23 protein-coding genes are annotated in these 16,581 nt (G+C 35.1%); 15 read left to right on the plus strand and 8 right to left on the minus strand.

The window, feature by feature from the left end; genetic code table 11:
• Positions 1 to 100: 100 nt before the first annotated feature.
• The 3 genes from QXK50_05075 to QXK50_05085 all read left to right on the plus strand — a co-directional run bounded on the left by QXK50_05075 (position 101) and on the right by QXK50_05085 (position 2,078).
• Positions 101 to 1,222, plus strand: coding sequence for a zinc metalloprotease HtpX (locus QXK50_05075; GenBank protein MEM2008535.1), 1,122 nt, complete (start codon positions 101 to 103; stop codon positions 1,220 to 1,222).
• Between the two features lie 102 nt (positions 1,223 to 1,324).
• Positions 1,325 to 1,708: a YjbQ family protein gene (locus tag QXK50_05080; GenBank protein ID MEM2008536.1), complete on the plus strand. Its 384-nt coding sequence runs from the start codon at positions 1,325 to 1,327 to the stop codon at positions 1,706 to 1,708.
• Complete coding sequence (locus tag QXK50_05085) at positions 1,683 to 2,078, plus strand: YjbQ family protein (GenBank protein ID MEM2008537.1); 396 nt, start codon at positions 1,683 to 1,685, stop codon at positions 2,076 to 2,078. Before QXK50_05080 ends, QXK50_05085 begins: the two co-directional genes overlap by 26 nt.
• On the opposite strand, the gene QXK50_05090 is transcribed toward QXK50_05085, so the two are convergent.
• From QXK50_05090 to QXK50_05100, 3 genes are read right to left on the minus strand one after another with little or no spacing between them, the layout of a single operon-like run.
• Positions 2,075 to 2,323, minus strand: a complete 249-nt coding sequence (locus QXK50_05090) for a hypothetical protein (protein MEM2008538.1) — start codon at positions 2,321 to 2,323, stop codon at positions 2,075 to 2,077. The genes QXK50_05085 and QXK50_05090 overlap by 4 nt on opposite strands.
• Positions 2,320 to 3,216: a PfkB family carbohydrate kinase gene (locus QXK50_05095; GenBank protein ID MEM2008539.1), complete on the minus strand. Its 897-nt coding sequence runs from the start codon at positions 3,214 to 3,216 to the stop codon at positions 2,320 to 2,322. Before QXK50_05095 ends, QXK50_05090 begins: the two co-directional genes overlap by 4 nt.
• A gap of 16 nt (positions 3,217 to 3,232) precedes the next feature.
• Positions 3,233 to 4,393: an iron-containing alcohol dehydrogenase gene (locus QXK50_05100; GenBank protein ID MEM2008540.1), complete on the minus strand. Its 1,161-nt coding sequence runs from the start codon at positions 4,391 to 4,393 to the stop codon at positions 3,233 to 3,235.
• Positions 4,394 to 4,471: 78 nt separating this feature from the next.
• Between QXK50_05100 and QXK50_05105 the strand changes: the two genes are divergently transcribed.
• Complete coding sequence (locus QXK50_05105) at positions 4,472 to 4,744, plus strand: hypothetical protein (protein MEM2008541.1); 273 nt, start codon at positions 4,472 to 4,474, stop codon at positions 4,742 to 4,744.
• A gap of 20 nt (positions 4,745 to 4,764) precedes the next feature.
• Here QXK50_05105 and QXK50_05110 read toward each other — a convergent pair whose 3' ends face one another.
• The gene (locus tag QXK50_05110) at positions 4,765 to 5,766 is read right to left on the minus strand and encodes a PhoU domain-containing protein (GenBank protein MEM2008542.1); all 1,002 of its coding nucleotides are present in this window, start codon (positions 5,764 to 5,766) and stop codon (positions 4,765 to 4,767) included.
• 246 nt (positions 5,767 to 6,012) lie between these two features.
• Between QXK50_05110 and QXK50_05115 the strand changes: the two genes are divergently transcribed.
• The 3 genes from QXK50_05115 to QXK50_05125 all read left to right on the plus strand — a co-directional run bounded on the left by QXK50_05115 (position 6,013) and on the right by QXK50_05125 (position 8,142).
• Positions 6,013 to 6,201 carry a chromatin protein Cren7 gene (locus QXK50_05115; protein MEM2008543.1) on the plus strand — a complete coding sequence of 63 codons (189 nt, stop codon included), beginning with the start codon at positions 6,013 to 6,015 and terminating at the stop codon, positions 6,199 to 6,201.
• A gap of 824 nt (positions 6,202 to 7,025) precedes the next feature.
• Positions 7,026 to 7,514 (plus strand): deoxyuridine 5'-triphosphate nucleotidohydrolase, encoded by a 489-nt coding sequence (locus QXK50_05120; protein MEM2008544.1) that lies wholly within the window; start codon positions 7,026 to 7,028, stop codon positions 7,512 to 7,514.
• Between the two features lie 118 nt (positions 7,515 to 7,632).
• Positions 7,633 to 8,142, plus strand: coding sequence for a hypothetical protein (locus QXK50_05125; protein MEM2008545.1), 510 nt, complete (start codon positions 7,633 to 7,635; stop codon positions 8,140 to 8,142).
• On the opposite strand, the gene QXK50_05130 is transcribed toward QXK50_05125, so the two are convergent.
• A complete protein-coding gene (locus QXK50_05130; GenBank protein MEM2008546.1) occupies positions 8,130 to 9,395 on the minus strand; it encodes a metallopeptidase TldD-related protein in 1,266 nt (421 codons plus the stop codon). The genes QXK50_05125 and QXK50_05130 overlap by 13 nt on opposite strands.
• Before the next feature lie 127 nt (positions 9,396 to 9,522).
• Complete coding sequence (gene moaA / locus QXK50_05135) at positions 9,523 to 10,449, minus strand: GTP 3',8-cyclase MoaA (protein ID MEM2008547.1); 927 nt, start codon at positions 10,447 to 10,449, stop codon at positions 9,523 to 9,525.
• A gap of 136 nt (positions 10,450 to 10,585) precedes the next feature.
• On the opposite strand from moaA, the gene QXK50_05140 reads away from it, so the two are divergent.
• The gene (locus tag QXK50_05140) at positions 10,586 to 11,899 is read left to right on the plus strand and encodes a TIGR04013 family B12-binding domain/radical SAM domain-containing protein (GenBank protein ID MEM2008548.1); all 1,314 of its coding nucleotides are present in this window, start codon (positions 10,586 to 10,588) and stop codon (positions 11,897 to 11,899) included.
• Positions 11,900 to 11,938: 39 nt separating this feature from the next.
• On the opposite strand, the gene QXK50_05145 is transcribed toward QXK50_05140, so the two are convergent.
• Entirely contained in the window at positions 11,939 to 12,169 is a 231-nt protein-coding gene (locus QXK50_05145) for a ferredoxin (protein MEM2008549.1), read from the minus strand.
• A gap of 43 nt (positions 12,170 to 12,212) precedes the next feature.
• Positions 12,213 to 13,454: a glycosyltransferase family 2 protein gene (locus QXK50_05150; protein MEM2008550.1), complete on the minus strand. Its 1,242-nt coding sequence runs from the start codon at positions 13,452 to 13,454 to the stop codon at positions 12,213 to 12,215.
• Positions 13,455 to 13,690: 236 nt separating this feature from the next.
• Here QXK50_05150 and QXK50_05155 point away from each other — a divergent pair, with 236 nt between their 5' ends.
• The 7 genes from QXK50_05155 to rplX are packed head-to-tail and all read left to right on the plus strand — an operon-like array spanning position 13,691 to position 16,579.
• Entirely contained in the window at positions 13,691 to 14,176 is a 486-nt protein-coding gene (locus tag QXK50_05155) for a 50S ribosomal protein L22 (protein MEM2008551.1), read from the plus strand.
• 6 nt (positions 14,177 to 14,182) lie between these two features.
• Positions 14,183 to 14,818, plus strand: a complete 636-nt coding sequence (locus tag QXK50_05160) for a 30S ribosomal protein S3 (GenBank protein ID MEM2008552.1) — start codon at positions 14,183 to 14,185, stop codon at positions 14,816 to 14,818.
• The gene (rpmC, locus tag QXK50_05165) at positions 14,815 to 15,048 is read left to right on the plus strand and encodes a 50S ribosomal protein L29 (protein MEM2008553.1); all 234 of its coding nucleotides are present in this window, start codon (positions 14,815 to 14,817) and stop codon (positions 15,046 to 15,048) included. Before QXK50_05160 ends, rpmC begins: the two co-directional genes overlap by 4 nt.
• Positions 15,029 to 15,310, plus strand: coding sequence for a ribonuclease P protein subunit (locus QXK50_05170; protein MEM2008554.1), 282 nt, complete (start codon positions 15,029 to 15,031; stop codon positions 15,308 to 15,310). Before rpmC ends, QXK50_05170 begins: the two co-directional genes overlap by 20 nt.
• A gap of 28 nt (positions 15,311 to 15,338) precedes the next feature.
• Positions 15,339 to 15,707, plus strand: coding sequence for a 30S ribosomal protein S17 (locus QXK50_05175; GenBank protein MEM2008555.1), 369 nt, complete (start codon positions 15,339 to 15,341; stop codon positions 15,705 to 15,707).
• A gap of 9 nt (positions 15,708 to 15,716) precedes the next feature.
• The gene (locus tag QXK50_05180; protein ID MEM2008556.1) at positions 15,717 to 16,142 is read left to right on the plus strand and encodes a 50S ribosomal protein L14; all 426 of its coding nucleotides are present in this window, start codon (positions 15,717 to 15,719) and stop codon (positions 16,140 to 16,142) included.
• Positions 16,143 to 16,156: 14 nt separating this feature from the next.
• Positions 16,157 to 16,579: a 50S ribosomal protein L24 gene (gene rplX, locus QXK50_05185; protein ID MEM2008557.1), complete on the plus strand. Its 423-nt coding sequence runs from the start codon at positions 16,157 to 16,159 to the stop codon at positions 16,577 to 16,579.
• Positions 16,580 to 16,581: the final 2 nt, after the last annotated feature.

Raw genomic sequence — 16,581 nt, forward strand, 5'->3', positions numbered from 1 at the left:
AAAATTTATACTGATATTCCAGATAAACAACGTTAAGCTTAATTTCTCACCAATCTGTAGACCATATTCCGGGAACCTTATGATAGTTCGTGGAAAAATCATGTTAATCCTTAGTATGTTGTTGCTGGTAGTATTTACTTTAGTTGTTATACAGATAATTCTATCGCTACTAGCTCCGGGAGTTGCTGAAACTATAGGTCTCTATCCGTTTAGATTCTGGTGGATGTGGTGGATTATCGATATAGTTGTTTACGGTCTCTCGATAACTGTACTTATATTGATCGGCCTAGGTATAGGTAGATTTATTGAAAAGAGAATTCCCATAGATCTGGATCATCTTAAAGCGTCTATGATTTCGACATCTCTTGCTGTTATAAGTGGAGCTATATTCGTATTTATGTTTGTAACATACTTACTTGATTACCAACTAGCTACCACATTGTTTATCATAGCGATTCTTTTCGCTTTAATACCGTCTCTTATTTCATGGCTTGTAGCTCCAGCTATAATCAATGTCATGTATAGATGCAGATACGATCCTCAGCTTCAGAAGATTGTTGATAGAGTTGCTACTAGAGCTGGTATGAAACCTCCTAAGGCTGTTGTTGCTGAAATGCCTATTCCTAACGCCTTTGCCTATTCATCGCCTCTAATGGGTAGATATGTAGCTATCACAACAGGTCTTTTTAAAACCGTTAGTAGAGATGGACTTGAAGCTGTAATTGGTCACGAACTTGGACACCACAAGCATAGAGATAATGCTGTTATAATGTTATTTGGTTTAATTCCATCAACGATATACTTTGTAGGTCGATTCCTCCTATATATTGGGTTCGTGGATAGGTATAGTGATGGTGGTGAAAGAAGAAGATCTGGAGGAGGAATGCTGTTTATGATAGTGGGTGTGGTACTTATTGTTGTAAGCATTTTGCTGCAGGTAGCTGTCTTATCTCTATCGAGATTAAGGGAGCACTATGCTGATGCGCATGGGGCTAAGGTTACCTCGCCTTTTGCCATGATAGGTGCTTTGAAATCTCTTGATCAATTCTATAGATCTACTGGTGCTAGAAAACTTATAGCCGATAGCAAGATCAAACCATTATTCATATATTCTTTAGCTGAATCGTTAGTAGGTTTTGAGGAGATGCTTTCAACACATCCGCCAATATATAAGAGGATTGCATTTCTAGAATCATTGATAGGAAAAGAGATAGAAGCTTAAAGGATGCTAAAGTCACATATAGATGTAATCCTTATACACTTCATGTTTTATGATAGCCTAATATAGGCTGGGCTACATGATTTTGTGTGAATGGTGTAGTCTATGGATATTAGAATCTATAGAATCTCATTAGAGAGCTCTGGTTATGGTGCTCAGGATGTAACTGCCTATATAGCGGAACTCGTTTATAAAAATAATCTCCGTAAAGGTTTAGCTGTAGTTTATACAAATGAAAAAGGTTGTAGTGTAGTAGAGATAGAATATGAACCTGAATTACTGGCAGATCTTGAAGAATTTTTGAAAAAAATTGGCTGCATGGATGGTGGTTTCTGCAGTATATTGTTGGGTAAAAGCGTTGTTGTGCCTATAGTCAATAACTCTCTTTTCCTTGGTCAATTTAAGAAGATAGTATTTATTGATGTTTCTAGAATTAGTGGAGAAAAGTCTCTGGTGATTGTTCTTGAAGGTTTATTCAAAGATAGTTGAGGTTAGAACCTACGGGCCAATGGTTCTACATCCTATAACATATGCAGTCAAAGAGGTTATTCGTGAATGTAAAGCTAGTATAGGATTGGTTTGGTTATCTGTTGAAGGAGCTACACCAGCCCTTGTAGTACTTAGTAGAGGAATGTATAAAGATTTTCTAAATTTCATCTGTAGACTTATTCCATTCAATGGCTGGAGACACGGTAATGCATATGCACATCTGATATCAACATTGATTTCAACAAATATCGCAGTTCCTATTATGGATGGTTCTCTAGTTTTATCACCTGATGACGATATATATCTTCTTGAAACAAGATCTGTTCATAACCATGTGAGGAGAATATCCATACAGATACATACTGTTTAAGTATCAGCTAGAAGCTTTTTAGATACTAGCTCACGTGTAAGTAGTTCTACAATTTTTCTAGTTTTACTTCTAATTATGGTGATACCTCCAATATCTTCAACAATAATATCTCCATATTTATATCTGTTTAGTATCTCTTTCAATTCAGTACTATTGATCGCTACAACTACATAATATCCAGCAGGATCTTTTCTGGATAGAATTTCCCTAACAATTCTGTTAGTACTTACTTCTTTCTTATTCATATACTGATAACCTTAATCATTTTTTCATGACTTTGTGCTATAGACTCTATAGTCTCTCTATCAAACCAATCTCTATAAGCATTTTCAACCTTAAGTGAAGCCGCGATGATCCCCTTTATAGATGAACTCAATATATTTTCGTTTCTAGCTCTATAATACGATGTCACTGCTAGAAGAACATCACCAGCACCTACCTCATCTACAGTATTCACGGATAATGAAGGTATGTAAAGTACTTCTCCTGAATAGACTAGATATGTTCCTCTAACATCGAGACTAACTAGAAATGCTGTATCTAATGTGGTACTAAGCTCTTTGATACTCTTAATAACCATCTGTTCTTCTTTAGCAAAACAAAACTCCTTAATATTGCCGTGAACTATATCGATATACGGCAGCATAAGTTCTAAACCTTCTATCCATTCACAAGTAATTCTATTGTCTCTAATATTTCTAACAAATCCCTGAATATCGAGAGCTACCACATTAATTGTAGATCGACTAAAATCCTCAATAATCAAGTATATGGAATCTATATCGGTTTCTCTCATTATTGGCGCAATAATTACTATATTGAATTCTCCCATTTTTAAATAACTCTCTATAACTTCTTTAGAGATTTTACTTGATGTTCCTTGAAACTCTACAGCTTTTCCACTATTTATAATGAATATAGGCATACTATTGGACTTTATCTCAAATACCTTTATACCATAGCTATTGAGTAAACCTAGAACAAGTCCTCTATAATTTTCGTCAACATTAGTAAGAATGTATGTTTCTACATCTAGATATGCCGCTAAAGCTCTTCCACCATAGTAACCTGACCCACCTACTCTAAGTCTTTCACCTATTTTGTCTAGAGTTAAATTTCCTATGTAGAGTACTCTCAATCTATTTTATCCCTAGCTATATAGATTTAAGATATATATCTCTAATATCATCTTCTCTTACATTAAAGGGTACAAGCCTTAAGCTATAGCCTAGTGCTTTAAAAACAGCATCTACAACAGTATCAGCATCTTCTTCTTTGAAACCATAATCACTTAGCTTTTCTTTAAGGCCTAACATTTGTTGAAACTCTGTTATAGCTTTGCCAACTTTTTCTGCATCATCTCTTGAAGGTCTTATACCGGAATCTATGTATCTCAGAACTCTATATGAGTATTCTGGTACAGCTCTATGTATATAGATAGTCGCTTGAGGACCTAGAATGGCTAGACCAGCACCATGTGGAAGGTTTACGTTGATCCCACTCAACACATTCTCTATAGCGTGTATTATGTGGGCACGACTATTATCTATAGCTATACCTGCTAACATGGATGAATAGAGAAGCCAGTATCTAGCCTCAATATTATTAGGATCTTTAATGGCTATGGGTAGCCAATTGACTACATGTTTTGTTATCTCTTCAGCCAGAGTAAGTACAAAAGGTGATGTATCTTTACCTGTAGCGGCTTCATAAGCATGGTAGAAGGCATCTAGAGCTGTATATACTATCTGTTTTTGAGGTAACGAAAGAGTGTAACGTGGATCATCAATACTTGCTAATGGATATAGATATTCAGATGCTATTCCAAATTTTGTTCTTGGAGCATCAATAGTTACAACAGCATATCTATTGATCTCAGAACCTGTGCCATGCGTTAGATTGACAGCTATAATAGGTCGAGCTCCATGGATCTGTCTAACTCCATACACATAGTCTTTAATATTTCCGCCACAAATAGATAGAACTGAAGCAATCTTTGCCGAATCTATAACGCTTCCTCCACCTATACCGATAACAGCTTCCGCACTAAACTCAATTAGTTCATCTGCTAATTGCTCTATAATGTATTGCATGGGATTTGGTTCAATCTTATCAAAAATTTCGTATTCAATATTATAGCTACTTAAAATAGATAGAATATCTCCAAGTGCTCCACTCACTTTTGCCGCGCTCCTACTCGTAACCACATAGACACGCTTGTATCTATTTATAACATTCTCTAGGTTCTTAAAAGACTCTGGACCAAAATATACAACAGTTCTCCCATATCTTACGTTAAATCTCTGAAGCTTCATAATATACACCCAACACATCATCTTTATGATAAAAATTAAATATTTTAATACATCCTATAGAGATAGAGGTATGTTAATGTGGATCCCAAAAATAGACGAAAGTTGTTGATGATTAAAGAAGTAGATATATTGATTGATGAACTCGTAAATAACAAAGAGAAATACTTTGACAAAAACCTAGTTCTTAACTCAGAGGGTAGGAAACTTTTCTCGAGAATAGCCAAAATACTGATGGTACTTTACCCAGAACTTAGACGTACTTTAAGTAACTACAGAAGTACACCTACATTTGAAGGTATAAATAAACTGGTTGAGCGCCTCAATGAAATGAAAATGAGTCGGATTGAATAGTATTCCTGGCTTGATGCATATCATGTTTTCAGCAACTTTATAGAACTTATGTCTATAACTATTTCTTCTGTATCTATTGTTCTAGCCACAATTCTTGAAATAGTGTCTAATAATCTTGTTAAGTAGGGATCTAATGATTTATCCATAACTATTTTCTTTCTTATCTCCTCATCTGTTACCTTAAGTTTCTCTACACGTTTAACCAGTTCTATGGCTTTTAGTTTATCCATAGCTATAAATGCATCAGACATCAGGTCAAAGACTTCAATAGTCTCTTTATAAAGTTCTACAATATCTTTAGGAATTGAATTAACTAACTTGACAGTCTTAGCAATATTTACAGCATGATCCGCCACCCTTTCTAGACTCTTTATAAACATAACTCTATGCACAGCTTCGATATGATCTATACCTCTTTTACTCATTTCATGGGGATCTCTAAGAATTTGCGTTAACTGACGAAGAGCTAAAAGATACAGTTTATCGGCAAGATTGTCTCTAGAAATAACTGATTCAAGAATTGATGAATCAATATCCTTCATCATATAGAGAATGATATCTCTATGCATAGATATAGCTATCCTCTTAAGTCTCTTTACAACACTTTCAATATCGCTTAGATTAGGATCTACAACAATTTGTAGGGTAATAGTATCAACATCTTCATCTATAACCTCAAGCCCTATAAGTCTATCCCTAGCAATGTCTATTCCTCTATCTACTATAGATCTACTAACCCCACTATACAATAACTTTATCATAGAAGTCCCAGCAATATAATAAGCAATTATTTCACGAGCAACATCATGCTCGTTGTACCTTTCATCTATAGTAATCAGAGTTTCAATATCTCTATCCGTTCTTCTAACCGATGTATATACTCGTAAAGACATGTCAGGCAAAACTTCAAGAAATACCTCAGATCTTGGCTCAAGCCCTACCTCTCTTGCCCATGAAACTGGTAGAGTTATTATAAATGTTGCTTTTCCTATTTTCTGAACTCTTCGCCTATATAGAGCCACAAAAATCTCACCTAAACAACAATCCCACTGTATAAGTACTCTTATTACAGTTTATAAATGCATCTCAGAGCTTTTACAACATGTATTAAGGGACCTATAGTTAAATTTAAATGAGACACAATAACTGAAATATAAATAGTTTAGATTCATACGTCATAGATGATATTATCTGGCAATGAATTCGTTACATTCTTAACGTCATGTTTATATATTTTGTTTGCTCTATTTCTGATTTGGGTATATGTTATGGCTGCATGTAGTAAATCTGTAAGTGTTAAAACACCTGAAGGAGCTGAAAAAAGTCTTGTGCCTAAGAAGGTTTGGAGTTTAGCACCTAGAGGTAGAAAAGGAGTAAAAATAGGTTTGTTCCAAGATCCAGCATCAGGAAAATACTTTAGAGCAAAAGTACCAGACGACTATCCAGAATGCGGATAACCAAACACAAATAAAACATTTTTATATAATTCCTTAACCAGATTGTCCTGATAAAGCACATTACCTACTCTAGTCTAGAGAGTTAGTTAATGACCAGATTAGGTCTACAGAAGATTCTCTGGTAGGTGTTCTATCTATCTTAATTTGCATCAGCTTCAACATTACCCTAGGAAATCACTACAACGCAATTTAATTTCGTGTTAACCATAAGTGTGTCGCAACATTGATAGTTACAGCATTTACAGCAATATTATCAAGGACTACCTCTGAGTGTTTTTGTCGTACATAAAGTTCATTAGCTACTTTATCTACACATTAAGATTTGGAATAGCGAAAAACATCAAACTTTAAGGCCAAATAATTTAAAATTAAAAGTTCGGTGCATTTGCTACTTACAATAGTTAAAAGACTTGATAGAAAGCCATTCAAAGAATAAAACATAAAGATCTTCTCTAGTTACAATTGATTAGAAAAGCAGCTATACAGAGGTGTTTGAATTCTCTATATATCTACGATACATTTATAAGGAACTTATTTACTCAAAGCTCAAAACAACCAGACCATGCTATAGTTACTAGTACACATTAAAATTGATACAATATGATAGAAAGTGGTTAAGTACCATAGGAGCCTGTAAATCTAGGTGATGCTACCATATTATATTCACAATAATGTTAAAATTAAATACTAACGCCAGATCTATAAAAATATTGCCATAAAATGATAAGAGATTTCAGTGAAGTCTGATTAGATTAATTAGATGTTATGTAATTATTAGATGAGCTTAACTATTTATGTTTAATGGTTTATAAGTAGGTGATTGGGTGCCTAATTTGGTAGTTTTATCGCCAGAGACATTAATATCCGTACTAGGTCTGTTGAAAGAGAACATTGATTGTAGTGGTATGAAGTTACACCTAGATGAAGTGTTCAGTTTTGTAGATAGAGGTGGTCTGTACAGCAACTCGAAAAAACTTTCTAATGTTTATGAGATTAAGCCTAATGAAGAAGGCATTTACGTACTTGCGCCAGGTGGATACAGAATCAGGTATAGGGAGATCGTAAAAGTTCCTGAGAACACTATTGCAATAGCTATACCTAGGTCTACACTCCTTAGAATAGGCGCTACAATACATACCGCTGTATGGGACCCCGGGTACGAAGGACGAGGTGAGGGCCTTCTGGTAGTCTTCAATAACCATGGCATAGAGATAGAGCACGGAGCACAAATAGCTCAACTGGTATTCATATCACTAGACAGAATTACAAGGTACATCTATAGGGGGAGTTACTTTAGAGAAAACATCACATAGAGTATACAAAACTCTGAGCAACTTAAAACGACCTACACCATTATATGAACTTGGGCTTGGGTTAAGAGATATTAGGAAGTGTTTACAGGATATCTGTAAAGATCTCAGGATATGTTATATGTACTTTCCTAGAGAAACATCCATAGATAGATGCTCCTTAAGCAAACCATATTTATATCGAGGATTAAACAAATCTTTAGTTGTTTATCATGAACAGAGCTATGACGAGGTTAAATCTATTCTAGTAAGATCTATCATGAATTATATTTCGATCTATAATCCTACATCCCAAACTTTACAAGCTATTATAGAGATTAAATCGCAACGAACTACGTATAGATACGTTATGATATACATAGGGCATGAGACCTTTGCTCTAATAACACCATCAACGATATTAAGAGGTGTAACTAATTTTGAAGATGTTGTGAGAACCATAATTATCGAAGTTTCTAATGATATCAAAAACTATTCCTTTATAGATCAGATAAAATTCATTACATATGTGGATAATGAAAGAATCAGTATTAAGTATGTATGTGCATTTAGCCACATTACTATCTATCTAATACTGCTTAACGCTATAATGCTCCTATTCTATATAAACAAATACCTTTACTGTATGTAAGCCACAAGACTAATTATAGGTGCTACTTCTGAAACTATCCATGATTTTTCTATCGATGCCCTAACTTTAGTGTCTTTCGATATAGCGTTAATGGTTTTTATGCTTTGGAGTGGTATTTTAACTTCTATAATCTTTACGGGTTCTCTAAATTCGCCATTTTCAATAGTATAGCTGAATTCTGGTATAAATTTTATGTATCCCTCCTCTAGAGTTGCCATGGCTACACCTTCTACGTAGAACCCTCTTTTTGTATCTTCAAGAATTTCATTAAATCTCCAGTCACCTGGCTTAATTGTAAGAACTGTATGAAATGGCACTGGTTTGTGGAATAAACCATATGCAGAACCAGGCTCAGAACCCATAGTTCTGGCAGTACTTCTAGTATGATGGAGATCTCTGACAACACCATTTTCAATTAGTGTTCTTTTCTTAGTGATAACCCCTTCATCATCAAAGAACCTCATAGAAGGAGTACTATAGCTATAAGGTTCATCGTAGACCTCTAGTTCATCTGGACCCAATTTGTATCCTAAAAGTTTTTGTGAATAAAGATAAGTAGAATCAAGCATATGTGAAATTTCATGGAATAAAGCTGCAGTAGCTTTATGATCCAAAACTACTGTAGCTTTTCCATACAGATAAGGCTTCAAAGATTTCATTCCATACGATTTTGTTAATCGATCTACCGCTAATTTAAAAGAATTCTCTATACTTTTCAGAACTTCTTTAGAGTTCCATGAGATGAGGGCATTATATGTTGACGAAAAGATCGGTAACCCAAGTGATGATTTACCAAGCAACCCTATCTCTATCTCTACAAATCTTCTTAGTTCTTGCACTCTATCATTATAATCCCTTTCAATAGCTTTGATTACGTTCTTCAATATTACGATAATTTCGCACCTAATTACATTAAGTCCTCTAATTTCTTCACATAGATTATGAATGAGCCTGGCTACGTCTTCTGCTTCAGGAAGTTCCTTACCTATCTCTACATATCCTTTATAGAGTTCTGCTTCTGCAAGACCTTCGCATTCTTTCGACATCATGATATTTAAAGACGTTTGCTTGAATTTATTCAACAACTCCGGATTATTTTTGTTTGTGGAAACAATACTCCAGCAACCGTCGATATTGATTCTGAAACCATATGATGCATTAGTGTAAGCGTTTATATCTATTGATCCGTTTCTTATGGCTATCTGGACCACATCTTCATTGAGTGAAACAGTATCATTATATATGATATTCATGGCTCGAACCTATTGCTATATGATATAAGATGCTGCAAAGTATACAAGTAGGTAAAAGTAGGTAAAAGCTTTTAACATGGATATAACTAGTGCTATAAATATTATTGCAATACTATTTGATGCAAGTTTAAGTTAAGTTTGTGCTCCAAAAAGGTTTCCTAACATTATTGATATATATCATCATCATCTCTATACATTCTTCATCTATTTTAGGCTCTAAGCATCTCCGTAGATCTATGTAGTCGTTTAATCCTACACATGGTTTTAATGTTCTATTGCTATATAATCTAATTCTATCACAATAGAGACAAAACTTATGGTTTCTATACCATCTAACTATTTCAACCTCAATACCGTTATCCAGCACATAAACGGGTCTCAAGTTCACATCTCTTATGTATTTTTTGATACTTATACCTTCAAGAAATTCAACTATTTTGTCTAGAGAAGTATACAGCTCATTGAAATCTTTCTTGCCTTCACCTATGGGTTCAAGTTCTATAAATCGTAGTCTAGCATTAAATCTTGATGCAAACCCTATAAAGTCCAGATACTCATGTTCATTTATATTTTTCAGCACAACAACGTTTATCGTCATAGGTTTGGGGAATGCATCTTTAGCTATATCTATTCCCTTGATCACTATATTTAGAGCATCAATGCCTGTCACATACCTAAACTTATTTCTATTCAGAGATGGAAGACCTATATTCACTCTCTGTAGTCCAGCTTCAGCTAACCGAGTTGCAAATGTAGCTAAGTGAAATCCATTGGTAGTCATAGATATATCGCTAGGTTTCAATTCAGTTAACCATTTCACTATATCAACTATATCATCATGTAACAGAGGTTCGCCTCCCGTTATCTTGAATCTGTCTATCCCTAATTTAGATGCTATCTTTGTTATAGCCTTCAATTCCTCTAACGATAGTGCCCTTTCATCTTTATTTCTATACATTCCTTCTTTGTGACAGTAAATACACCTGTAGTTACACTCATTATTTATGACTATTCTTAGTGTCCTTAATGGTCTTCCATATCTATCGAATAACATTGTCTGCATCCAATTAACTACATAGCTATGTTATTCCTCTAGTCTTTCTAGGTTCAACTTTAAGTATATAAAGCTGCTCATCATAACTAAAGTTTACCGTAAGGATTCAGTAGGGTTCATAATAAAGTAGATGTATATGTATGAAGTATGTTTAGCTATATTATATGGAAAGAGTAACAAATATACTGTTAATGTATTGACAGCCGCTGTAGAAACTTACTATAGTTCAGTTAAGGTATACCTATTGAGATTCGATAATGGTTATAGTGTTCTAGAAGATGTTTTAGATATGAAGAGAAAATGTCGTAAAATTGTTATTGGATTTACATTCATGACTCATCAGATAGATGATATTCTTCAGGTCTTAACAGCTATAAAACAGATTTTACCTGATGCACTATACATTGCCGGAGGACCCCATGCCTCCGGAGATCCCCTAGGTACCTTAACTAAGCTTGGATTCGATTTAGTTGTTTATGGTGAAGGAGAAGCAACATTAATCGATATTCTTGAAGCTATAGATAGTAATGAAGATCCAAAAGTATGTGGAACAGCCTACATGGAGGGCGATAGATTGGTAATAAGAAGACGATCTCTCATAAATCTTGATACTTATCCTCCATTCCCATACTGGCGTAATCTATTTAATCCTATAGAGATAATGCGTGGATGTAGTGCTTCCTGTTACTTTTGTCAAGTTAGCTATATGTTTGGGCCACCCAGATATCGAAGCATAGAAAATATTGTATACTATTCAAAAATAATGATGGAAAAAGGTTTGAAGGACTTGAGGTTTATTGCTCCTAATTCATTTGGTTATGGAAGTAGTGATGGAATAGAACCAGCTCCAGATAAATTGTTAGAACTATTGCAGAAACTAAGGGAGCAAACTAATTCGTATGGCGGCAGAATATTTTTTGGAACATTTCCTAGCGAGGTAAGACCTGATTCCGTTGAAGAGAATATAGTAAAAGATATTAGAAAACTTGTAGACAATAAGAGAATAATTATTGGAGGACAAAGTGGCTCTAAAAAAATTTTGCACAAAATTCATAGAGGACATGATGTTGACACCATAGTTAATGCTGTTGATATTCTCACGAGAAATGGTTTTGAAGTTGATGTTGATCTTATTCTGGGCCTTGAATTCGAAGATGATAACGACATCATCGAGACAATCAATCTGATAAACAGGTTAAAGAAATATAAAGCGCGTATACATCTACATACATTCATTCCTTTACCTGGCACACCTCTCTCTTCAGTGAGGTTTAGATCTATTGACAATAATATGAAACGTTATTTATTTAAGTTAGTTGGTGAAGGAAGAGCTTATGGGAATTGGATTGATCAAGAAAAGATAGCTCAATACATTATTTCGCTTAAGGAGAGAGAAATTATTTATGATATTGATAAGTATGCGGGTAGAATAAAAATTATTGACTGTTGAGTACTACTACGTGTAGCATACAGATAGATAATCCGTATTTTACTCTACAGATATTGCCCCCGTGGGACAGGAACTTGCAGCGTTTTTTGTCGTTTCAACAATGTTGTCTGGTAAACTTCCTTCACTCACGCTCTCAGTATCTTTGGTTAGATATGGAGGCTTTATTTTAGTTTTTCCTGTAGCTGGATCTAACTCAAATACATCTGGTGCTAGAGCCCAACATACACCACAAGCTATACATAGCTCTTTGTTTACGGAAACTTTTGCCATAGTATTCACCCATCCAGAATGTGAAAGTTGAGGTATAAATCCTTTATAGACCAACGGTCTTCCTATTATAACCCATAGAATTTACGTAAACTTTACTACGTGCTGATGTTTTCAGCCATGAAATTCTTATAGGTAGTAATGCTACTAAAGCTAACATGCTTTGAAGAATCCAACTAAAAGGAGCTAAAAATATTACCGGGTCTCTAACCTTATTTGTAATGTACAGAAATATTGGAGATACAAGTATTGATACAAGCTCTATTTTAGCAAGTAATTGTACAGGATGTGGCACCGTAACGAACATCGATGTTAGGACTACTATTAATGAAATAACTGGGGCTGTTAAAGCTGCAATCTGTAGATACGCTATAATTATAGCTACAGCTCTCCCTCTATCTACATTTTTATAATACTTTAATACGAATTCCTTCAAGCATTCTATTCCTCCTCTATACCATCTCAGCCTCTGTTTAACGAGACTTCCAAGAGTTGATGGAGCACCCTCCAACACCACACTATTTAAAAATGCAACTTTTTCACTCTTTATAAAACTCAACATTGCTATATACGCATCTTCTGCTAATACCTCAGGAAATCCCCCAACATCCTTTAGAAAGTCCACAGATATCGCTAAACCTTCACCACTTAGAAATGGAACCTTTGTTATGGTGTGTATACCTGGAAAACTTATGTTGTACCATAGAATTGTGTCTATGTATGAAAGTCTCGCTATAACTCCATTACCCACTCTATAGACTTTTGCTCCTACTATCTTGTAACCTCTCTTCAATAACTCAATACATTTGTATATGTAATAGCTATCGTTAATTTTATCTCCAGCATCGAGTACCACTACGATACTATTCTTTTCATTAATTATTCTATTCAATACTCCATTCATAGCTTTTGCCTTGCCTACTCTATTTCCATCATTTATGTAAATGTGTATTGATATTCCCATTTCTGAAATCACTTTATATATTTCATCAACATACTTCTTAGTCTGATCATCACCATTTTCAAGAATTACATAAACAGTTATTTTGTCGAGAGGGTATCTTTGGTTCAAAATACTTTTGAAGGTCTCCTCTATGGATTCTTTGTCTTCTTTATAAAGAGGAATTACTATAGCTACATGAGGCATATGGAAAGTATCATCGTTTACTTCTATATCAACCCAGATGCTTTTTTTGAGATCCTTTATAGCACTATAAACAGTAGTCAGACCATACAAAAACGATAATACTATTATTGCGGTAGGTAAGCTCCACACTAATGAAAGCATAACTTATCACTATATCACTATACAGTGTTGATGAAAGGAATATAAAACGTTAAATGATAATTCCAAAAATATTCTGTAACAAGTTTGTAATTATGTTGAGTCTTGAATATCATGATCTAATACCGGACCCCAATTATGATAGGGCTCAAAAGACTTATTAAGTAGATTTTCAGTGAGTTTTATCGCATACTAAATAGTGATGCTCATAATAGGATAATACCTGGTGATATAATTAAATGCCCGTATGGCGATATCCACGAATAATCAGTATAGTAGATGAAAATAAGGTAGCTAAAGCTGTCATTAGAGATGCTCCGATATCGTTTAAGGAGGCATATGAAGTATGTAAGATTATTCGTGGTATGATGTTAAATGAGGCTAAAGATCTACTTAGGAAAGTTATTGAATTAAAGGAGCCTATACCATACGTGAGGTACAAACTAAGTATTGCACATAAACGAGGACTAGCTAATCGTTGGAGGAAGTGGGGATCTCCTATAGGTAGATACCCTGTAAAAGTATGTAAATACCTACTGAAACTTTTAGATAATGTAGAGAATAATGCTAACGTAAAAGGACTTGATACATCAAAACTAAAGATAGTTCATATAGCTGCTCATAAAGGTTACTATTTGAAGAGGTGGACACCTCGTGCATTCGGTAGAGCAACACCTCGGTTCAAAACACATACATCCATAGAAGTTATTGTAGCAGAGGTGTAAACCTGTATGGTTAACGTCAAAAGGTACTTTATTGAACAAGGGCTTAAGAAAGTTGGTGTAGATGAATATCTCGCTAGCAAGTTTTGGCGTGCAGGATACGCTGGTGTTGATCTTATTAGAACCCCTTTAGGCACACGTGTGATAATATATGCTGCGCGACCTGGACTAATAATAGGTAGACGTGGACAGAATCTAAGAGTTATTCAAGCAATTCTTGAACAGATATTCCATATAGAGAGTCCCCAGATAACAGTTGTTGAAGTAAGTGATCCTGATCTGAATGCACGTGTAGTTGCATTTAATATCGCGTTAGCTTTGGAGAGAGGAATACACTTCCGAAGAGCGGCTTTTGTTGCTGTTAGGAGGATTATGGGAGCTGGTGCACTTGGTTGTGAAATAGTTATTAGTGGTAAACTTGTAGCCGAAAGAGCAAGATACGAAAAGATCAAAGCTGGTAAAGTCTATAAGTCTGGCGAACAAAGCCTATTCCTTGTTGATAGGGCTATAGCACATGTTCTTCTAAAACCCGGAATATTCGGTGTTGAGGTTCTAATAACAAGGCCTGGTACGACAATTGATTATGTAGAGATTGTTTCACCAGAACAAGCAAGCAAAATTGTTAACAATGGTGGAAGAGGATGAGCGATAAACCTTTGAAAGCTAAAGAGATACGTTCAATGAATGCCGAGGAGAAAATAAACTTATTAAATGAATTAAGAAAGGAATTGATAAGGTTATACTCACAAGCTCGTGCAGGAATATTAACGAATACTGCTAGAATTAAAATCGTTAGAAAGAATATAGCTAGAATATTAACAGTACTGAATGAAGAGAAAAATCTAGGGAAAGCCGTTGAGGCACAACAAAAATAACGTAGTTTATCACGAATTAATAGGATTAACTATTAAGGTGTTATCCCATTCAGATCCTATGCTTGTAGGTAGAAGAGGCTTGGTGGTAGATGAAACACTAAATACTATAGTCATTGTGGATATGAAATCTAGAAAATTAGTAAGGATACCAAAGCATTATGGAGTATTTCAGTTCCTCCTACCTACTAATGAATGGGTAACAGTTGATGGTACGCTTTTATATGGTAGACCAGAGGATAGGCTTAAAAAGATAGGAAAATAAGATGCTATAAGTCAAAGGTGCTGTAATCATGAGCCACTCAGCAAAAGCTAGAAACATAGGTATTGTGTATCCAGGGTTAAAACTGCCTGAAAAGTCTTGTGATGACTTGAAATGTCCTTGGCATGGCCATATAAAAGTTAGAGGGATGCTTATAGTTGGAAAGATCGTTAAAGCTAGAATGAAAAATACCGTAACTGTTGAGCGAGAATATACTGTATGGATTAGAAAATATAGACGTTATGAAAAAAGAAGAAGTAAAATACATGCTCATTGTCCGCCCTGCATTTCTGTAAAAGAGGGAGATATAGTTCTTATTGGGGAAACACGTCCTTTAGCCAAAAGTACCGCATTTGTTGTTTTAGGTATTCTTAAACACTCATTTGGAATTGCTCAATAGGTGTGGTTTATGGCTGTAAAAAGAGCTAAACTAGGTGCAGCAACACCCAGACGGAGGAGAGTTGCAGGTATAACCATAGGCACTAGACTTAATGTTGCCGATAATAGTGGAGCTAAAGAGGTCATGGTCATAGGCATTATAGATGTTAAAACAAGATTAAGAAGAGTGCCCTTTGCAACAGTAGGTGACATGGTTACAGTAACTGTTAAAAAAGGAAAACCCGATATGGTTGGACAGATATTCAGAGGTATAATTGTCAGACAGAAGAAGCCGTTTAGAAGACCTGATGGTACATGGCTCACATTTGAAGATAATGCATGTGTTATAGTGACACCTGATGGACAACCCAAAGGTAAGGAAGTAAGAGGTCCTGTAGCAAAAGAAGCTGTGGAACGCTGGACGCAAATAGCGAACTTAGTGTCCATGGTTATTTGAATAAGGTGATTTTAATGGTTTTTTCCTCAAGTAAACAACCTAGAAAACAAAGAAAAGCACTATATAGCTCATCATTACATCTGAGATGGCATCTGTTAAATGCGCCACTATCACCCGAACTTCGGAAAGAATTGGGAATAAAGCGTCTAATTGTGCGCAAAGGTGACACTGTAAGAATCATGCGTGGCGATTGGAAAGGACATGAAGGCAAAGTCGTTAAGGTAGACTTAAAGAGAGCTAAGGTACATGTTGAAGGAGTGACAATAAAGAAATCAGATGGCACTGATGTTTTCTATCCGATAAGTTCATCAAAAGTTATGATAGTAAAACTTGGTGAAGTAGATGATGTTCGCAGAAGAATCGTTGAGAGAAGATATGAGACACGGAATAAACTTATTGAACTAGGTAAGGCAAAGCCTCTATCTGAGAGTAAGTAAAG

The sequence above is a fragment of the Ignisphaera sp. genome (assembly GCA_038831005.1).
Lineage (GTDB): Archaea > Thermoproteota > Thermoprotei_A > Sulfolobales > Ignisphaeraceae > Ignisphaera.

What these genes read in the sequence shown, in the direction of transcription:
- moaA (MEM2008547.1), bottom strand. Translation starts at nt 10,449, where the DNA reads ATGTTATTCGATAGATATGGAAGACCATTAAGGACACTAAGAATAGTC.
- QXK50_05130 (MEM2008546.1), bottom strand. Translation starts at nt 9,395, where the DNA reads ATGAATATCATATATAATGATACTGTTTCACTCAATGAAGATGTGGTC.
- QXK50_05175 (MEM2008555.1), top strand. Translation starts at nt 15,339, where the DNA reads ATGAGCCACTCAGCAAAAGCTAGAAACATAGGTATTGTGTATCCAGGG.
- QXK50_05100 (MEM2008540.1), bottom strand. Translation starts at nt 4,393, where the DNA reads ATGAAGCTTCAGAGATTTAACGTAAGATATGGGAGAACTGTTGTATAT.
- rplX (MEM2008557.1), top strand. Translation starts at nt 16,157, where the DNA reads ATGGTTTTTTCCTCAAGTAAACAACCTAGAAAACAAAGAAAAGCACTA.
- QXK50_05155 (MEM2008551.1), top strand. Translation starts at nt 13,691, where the DNA reads ATGCCCGTATGGCGATATCCACGAATAATCAGTATAGTAGATGAAAAT.
- QXK50_05115 (MEM2008543.1), top strand. Translation starts at nt 6,013, where the DNA reads ATGGCTGCATGTAGTAAATCTGTAAGTGTTAAAACACCTGAAGGAGCT.
- QXK50_05180 (MEM2008556.1), top strand. Translation starts at nt 15,717, where the DNA reads ATGGCTGTAAAAAGAGCTAAACTAGGTGCAGCAACACCCAGACGGAGG.
- QXK50_05150 (MEM2008550.1), bottom strand. Translation starts at nt 13,454, where the DNA reads ATGCTTTCATTAGTGTGGAGCTTACCTACCGCAATAATAGTATTATCG.
- QXK50_05080 (MEM2008536.1), top strand. Translation starts at nt 1,325, where the DNA reads ATGGATATTAGAATCTATAGAATCTCATTAGAGAGCTCTGGTTATGGT.
- rpmC (MEM2008553.1), top strand. Translation starts at nt 14,815, where the DNA reads ATGAGCGATAAACCTTTGAAAGCTAAAGAGATACGTTCAATGAATGCC.
- QXK50_05125 (MEM2008545.1), top strand. Translation starts at nt 7,633, where the DNA reads ATGTACTTTCCTAGAGAAACATCCATAGATAGATGCTCCTTAAGCAAA.
- QXK50_05140 (MEM2008548.1), top strand. Translation starts at nt 10,586, where the DNA reads ATGTATGAAGTATGTTTAGCTATATTATATGGAAAGAGTAACAAATAT.
- QXK50_05075 (MEM2008535.1), top strand. Translation starts at nt 101, where the DNA reads ATGTTAATCCTTAGTATGTTGTTGCTGGTAGTATTTACTTTAGTTGTT.
- QXK50_05145 (MEM2008549.1), bottom strand. Translation starts at nt 12,169, where the DNA reads ATGGCAAAAGTTTCCGTAAACAAAGAGCTATGTATAGCTTGTGGTGTA.
- QXK50_05160 (MEM2008552.1), top strand. Translation starts at nt 14,183, where the DNA reads ATGGTTAACGTCAAAAGGTACTTTATTGAACAAGGGCTTAAGAAAGTT.
- QXK50_05090 (MEM2008538.1), bottom strand. Translation starts at nt 2,323, where the DNA reads ATGAATAAGAAAGAAGTAAGTACTAACAGAATTGTTAGGGAAATTCTA.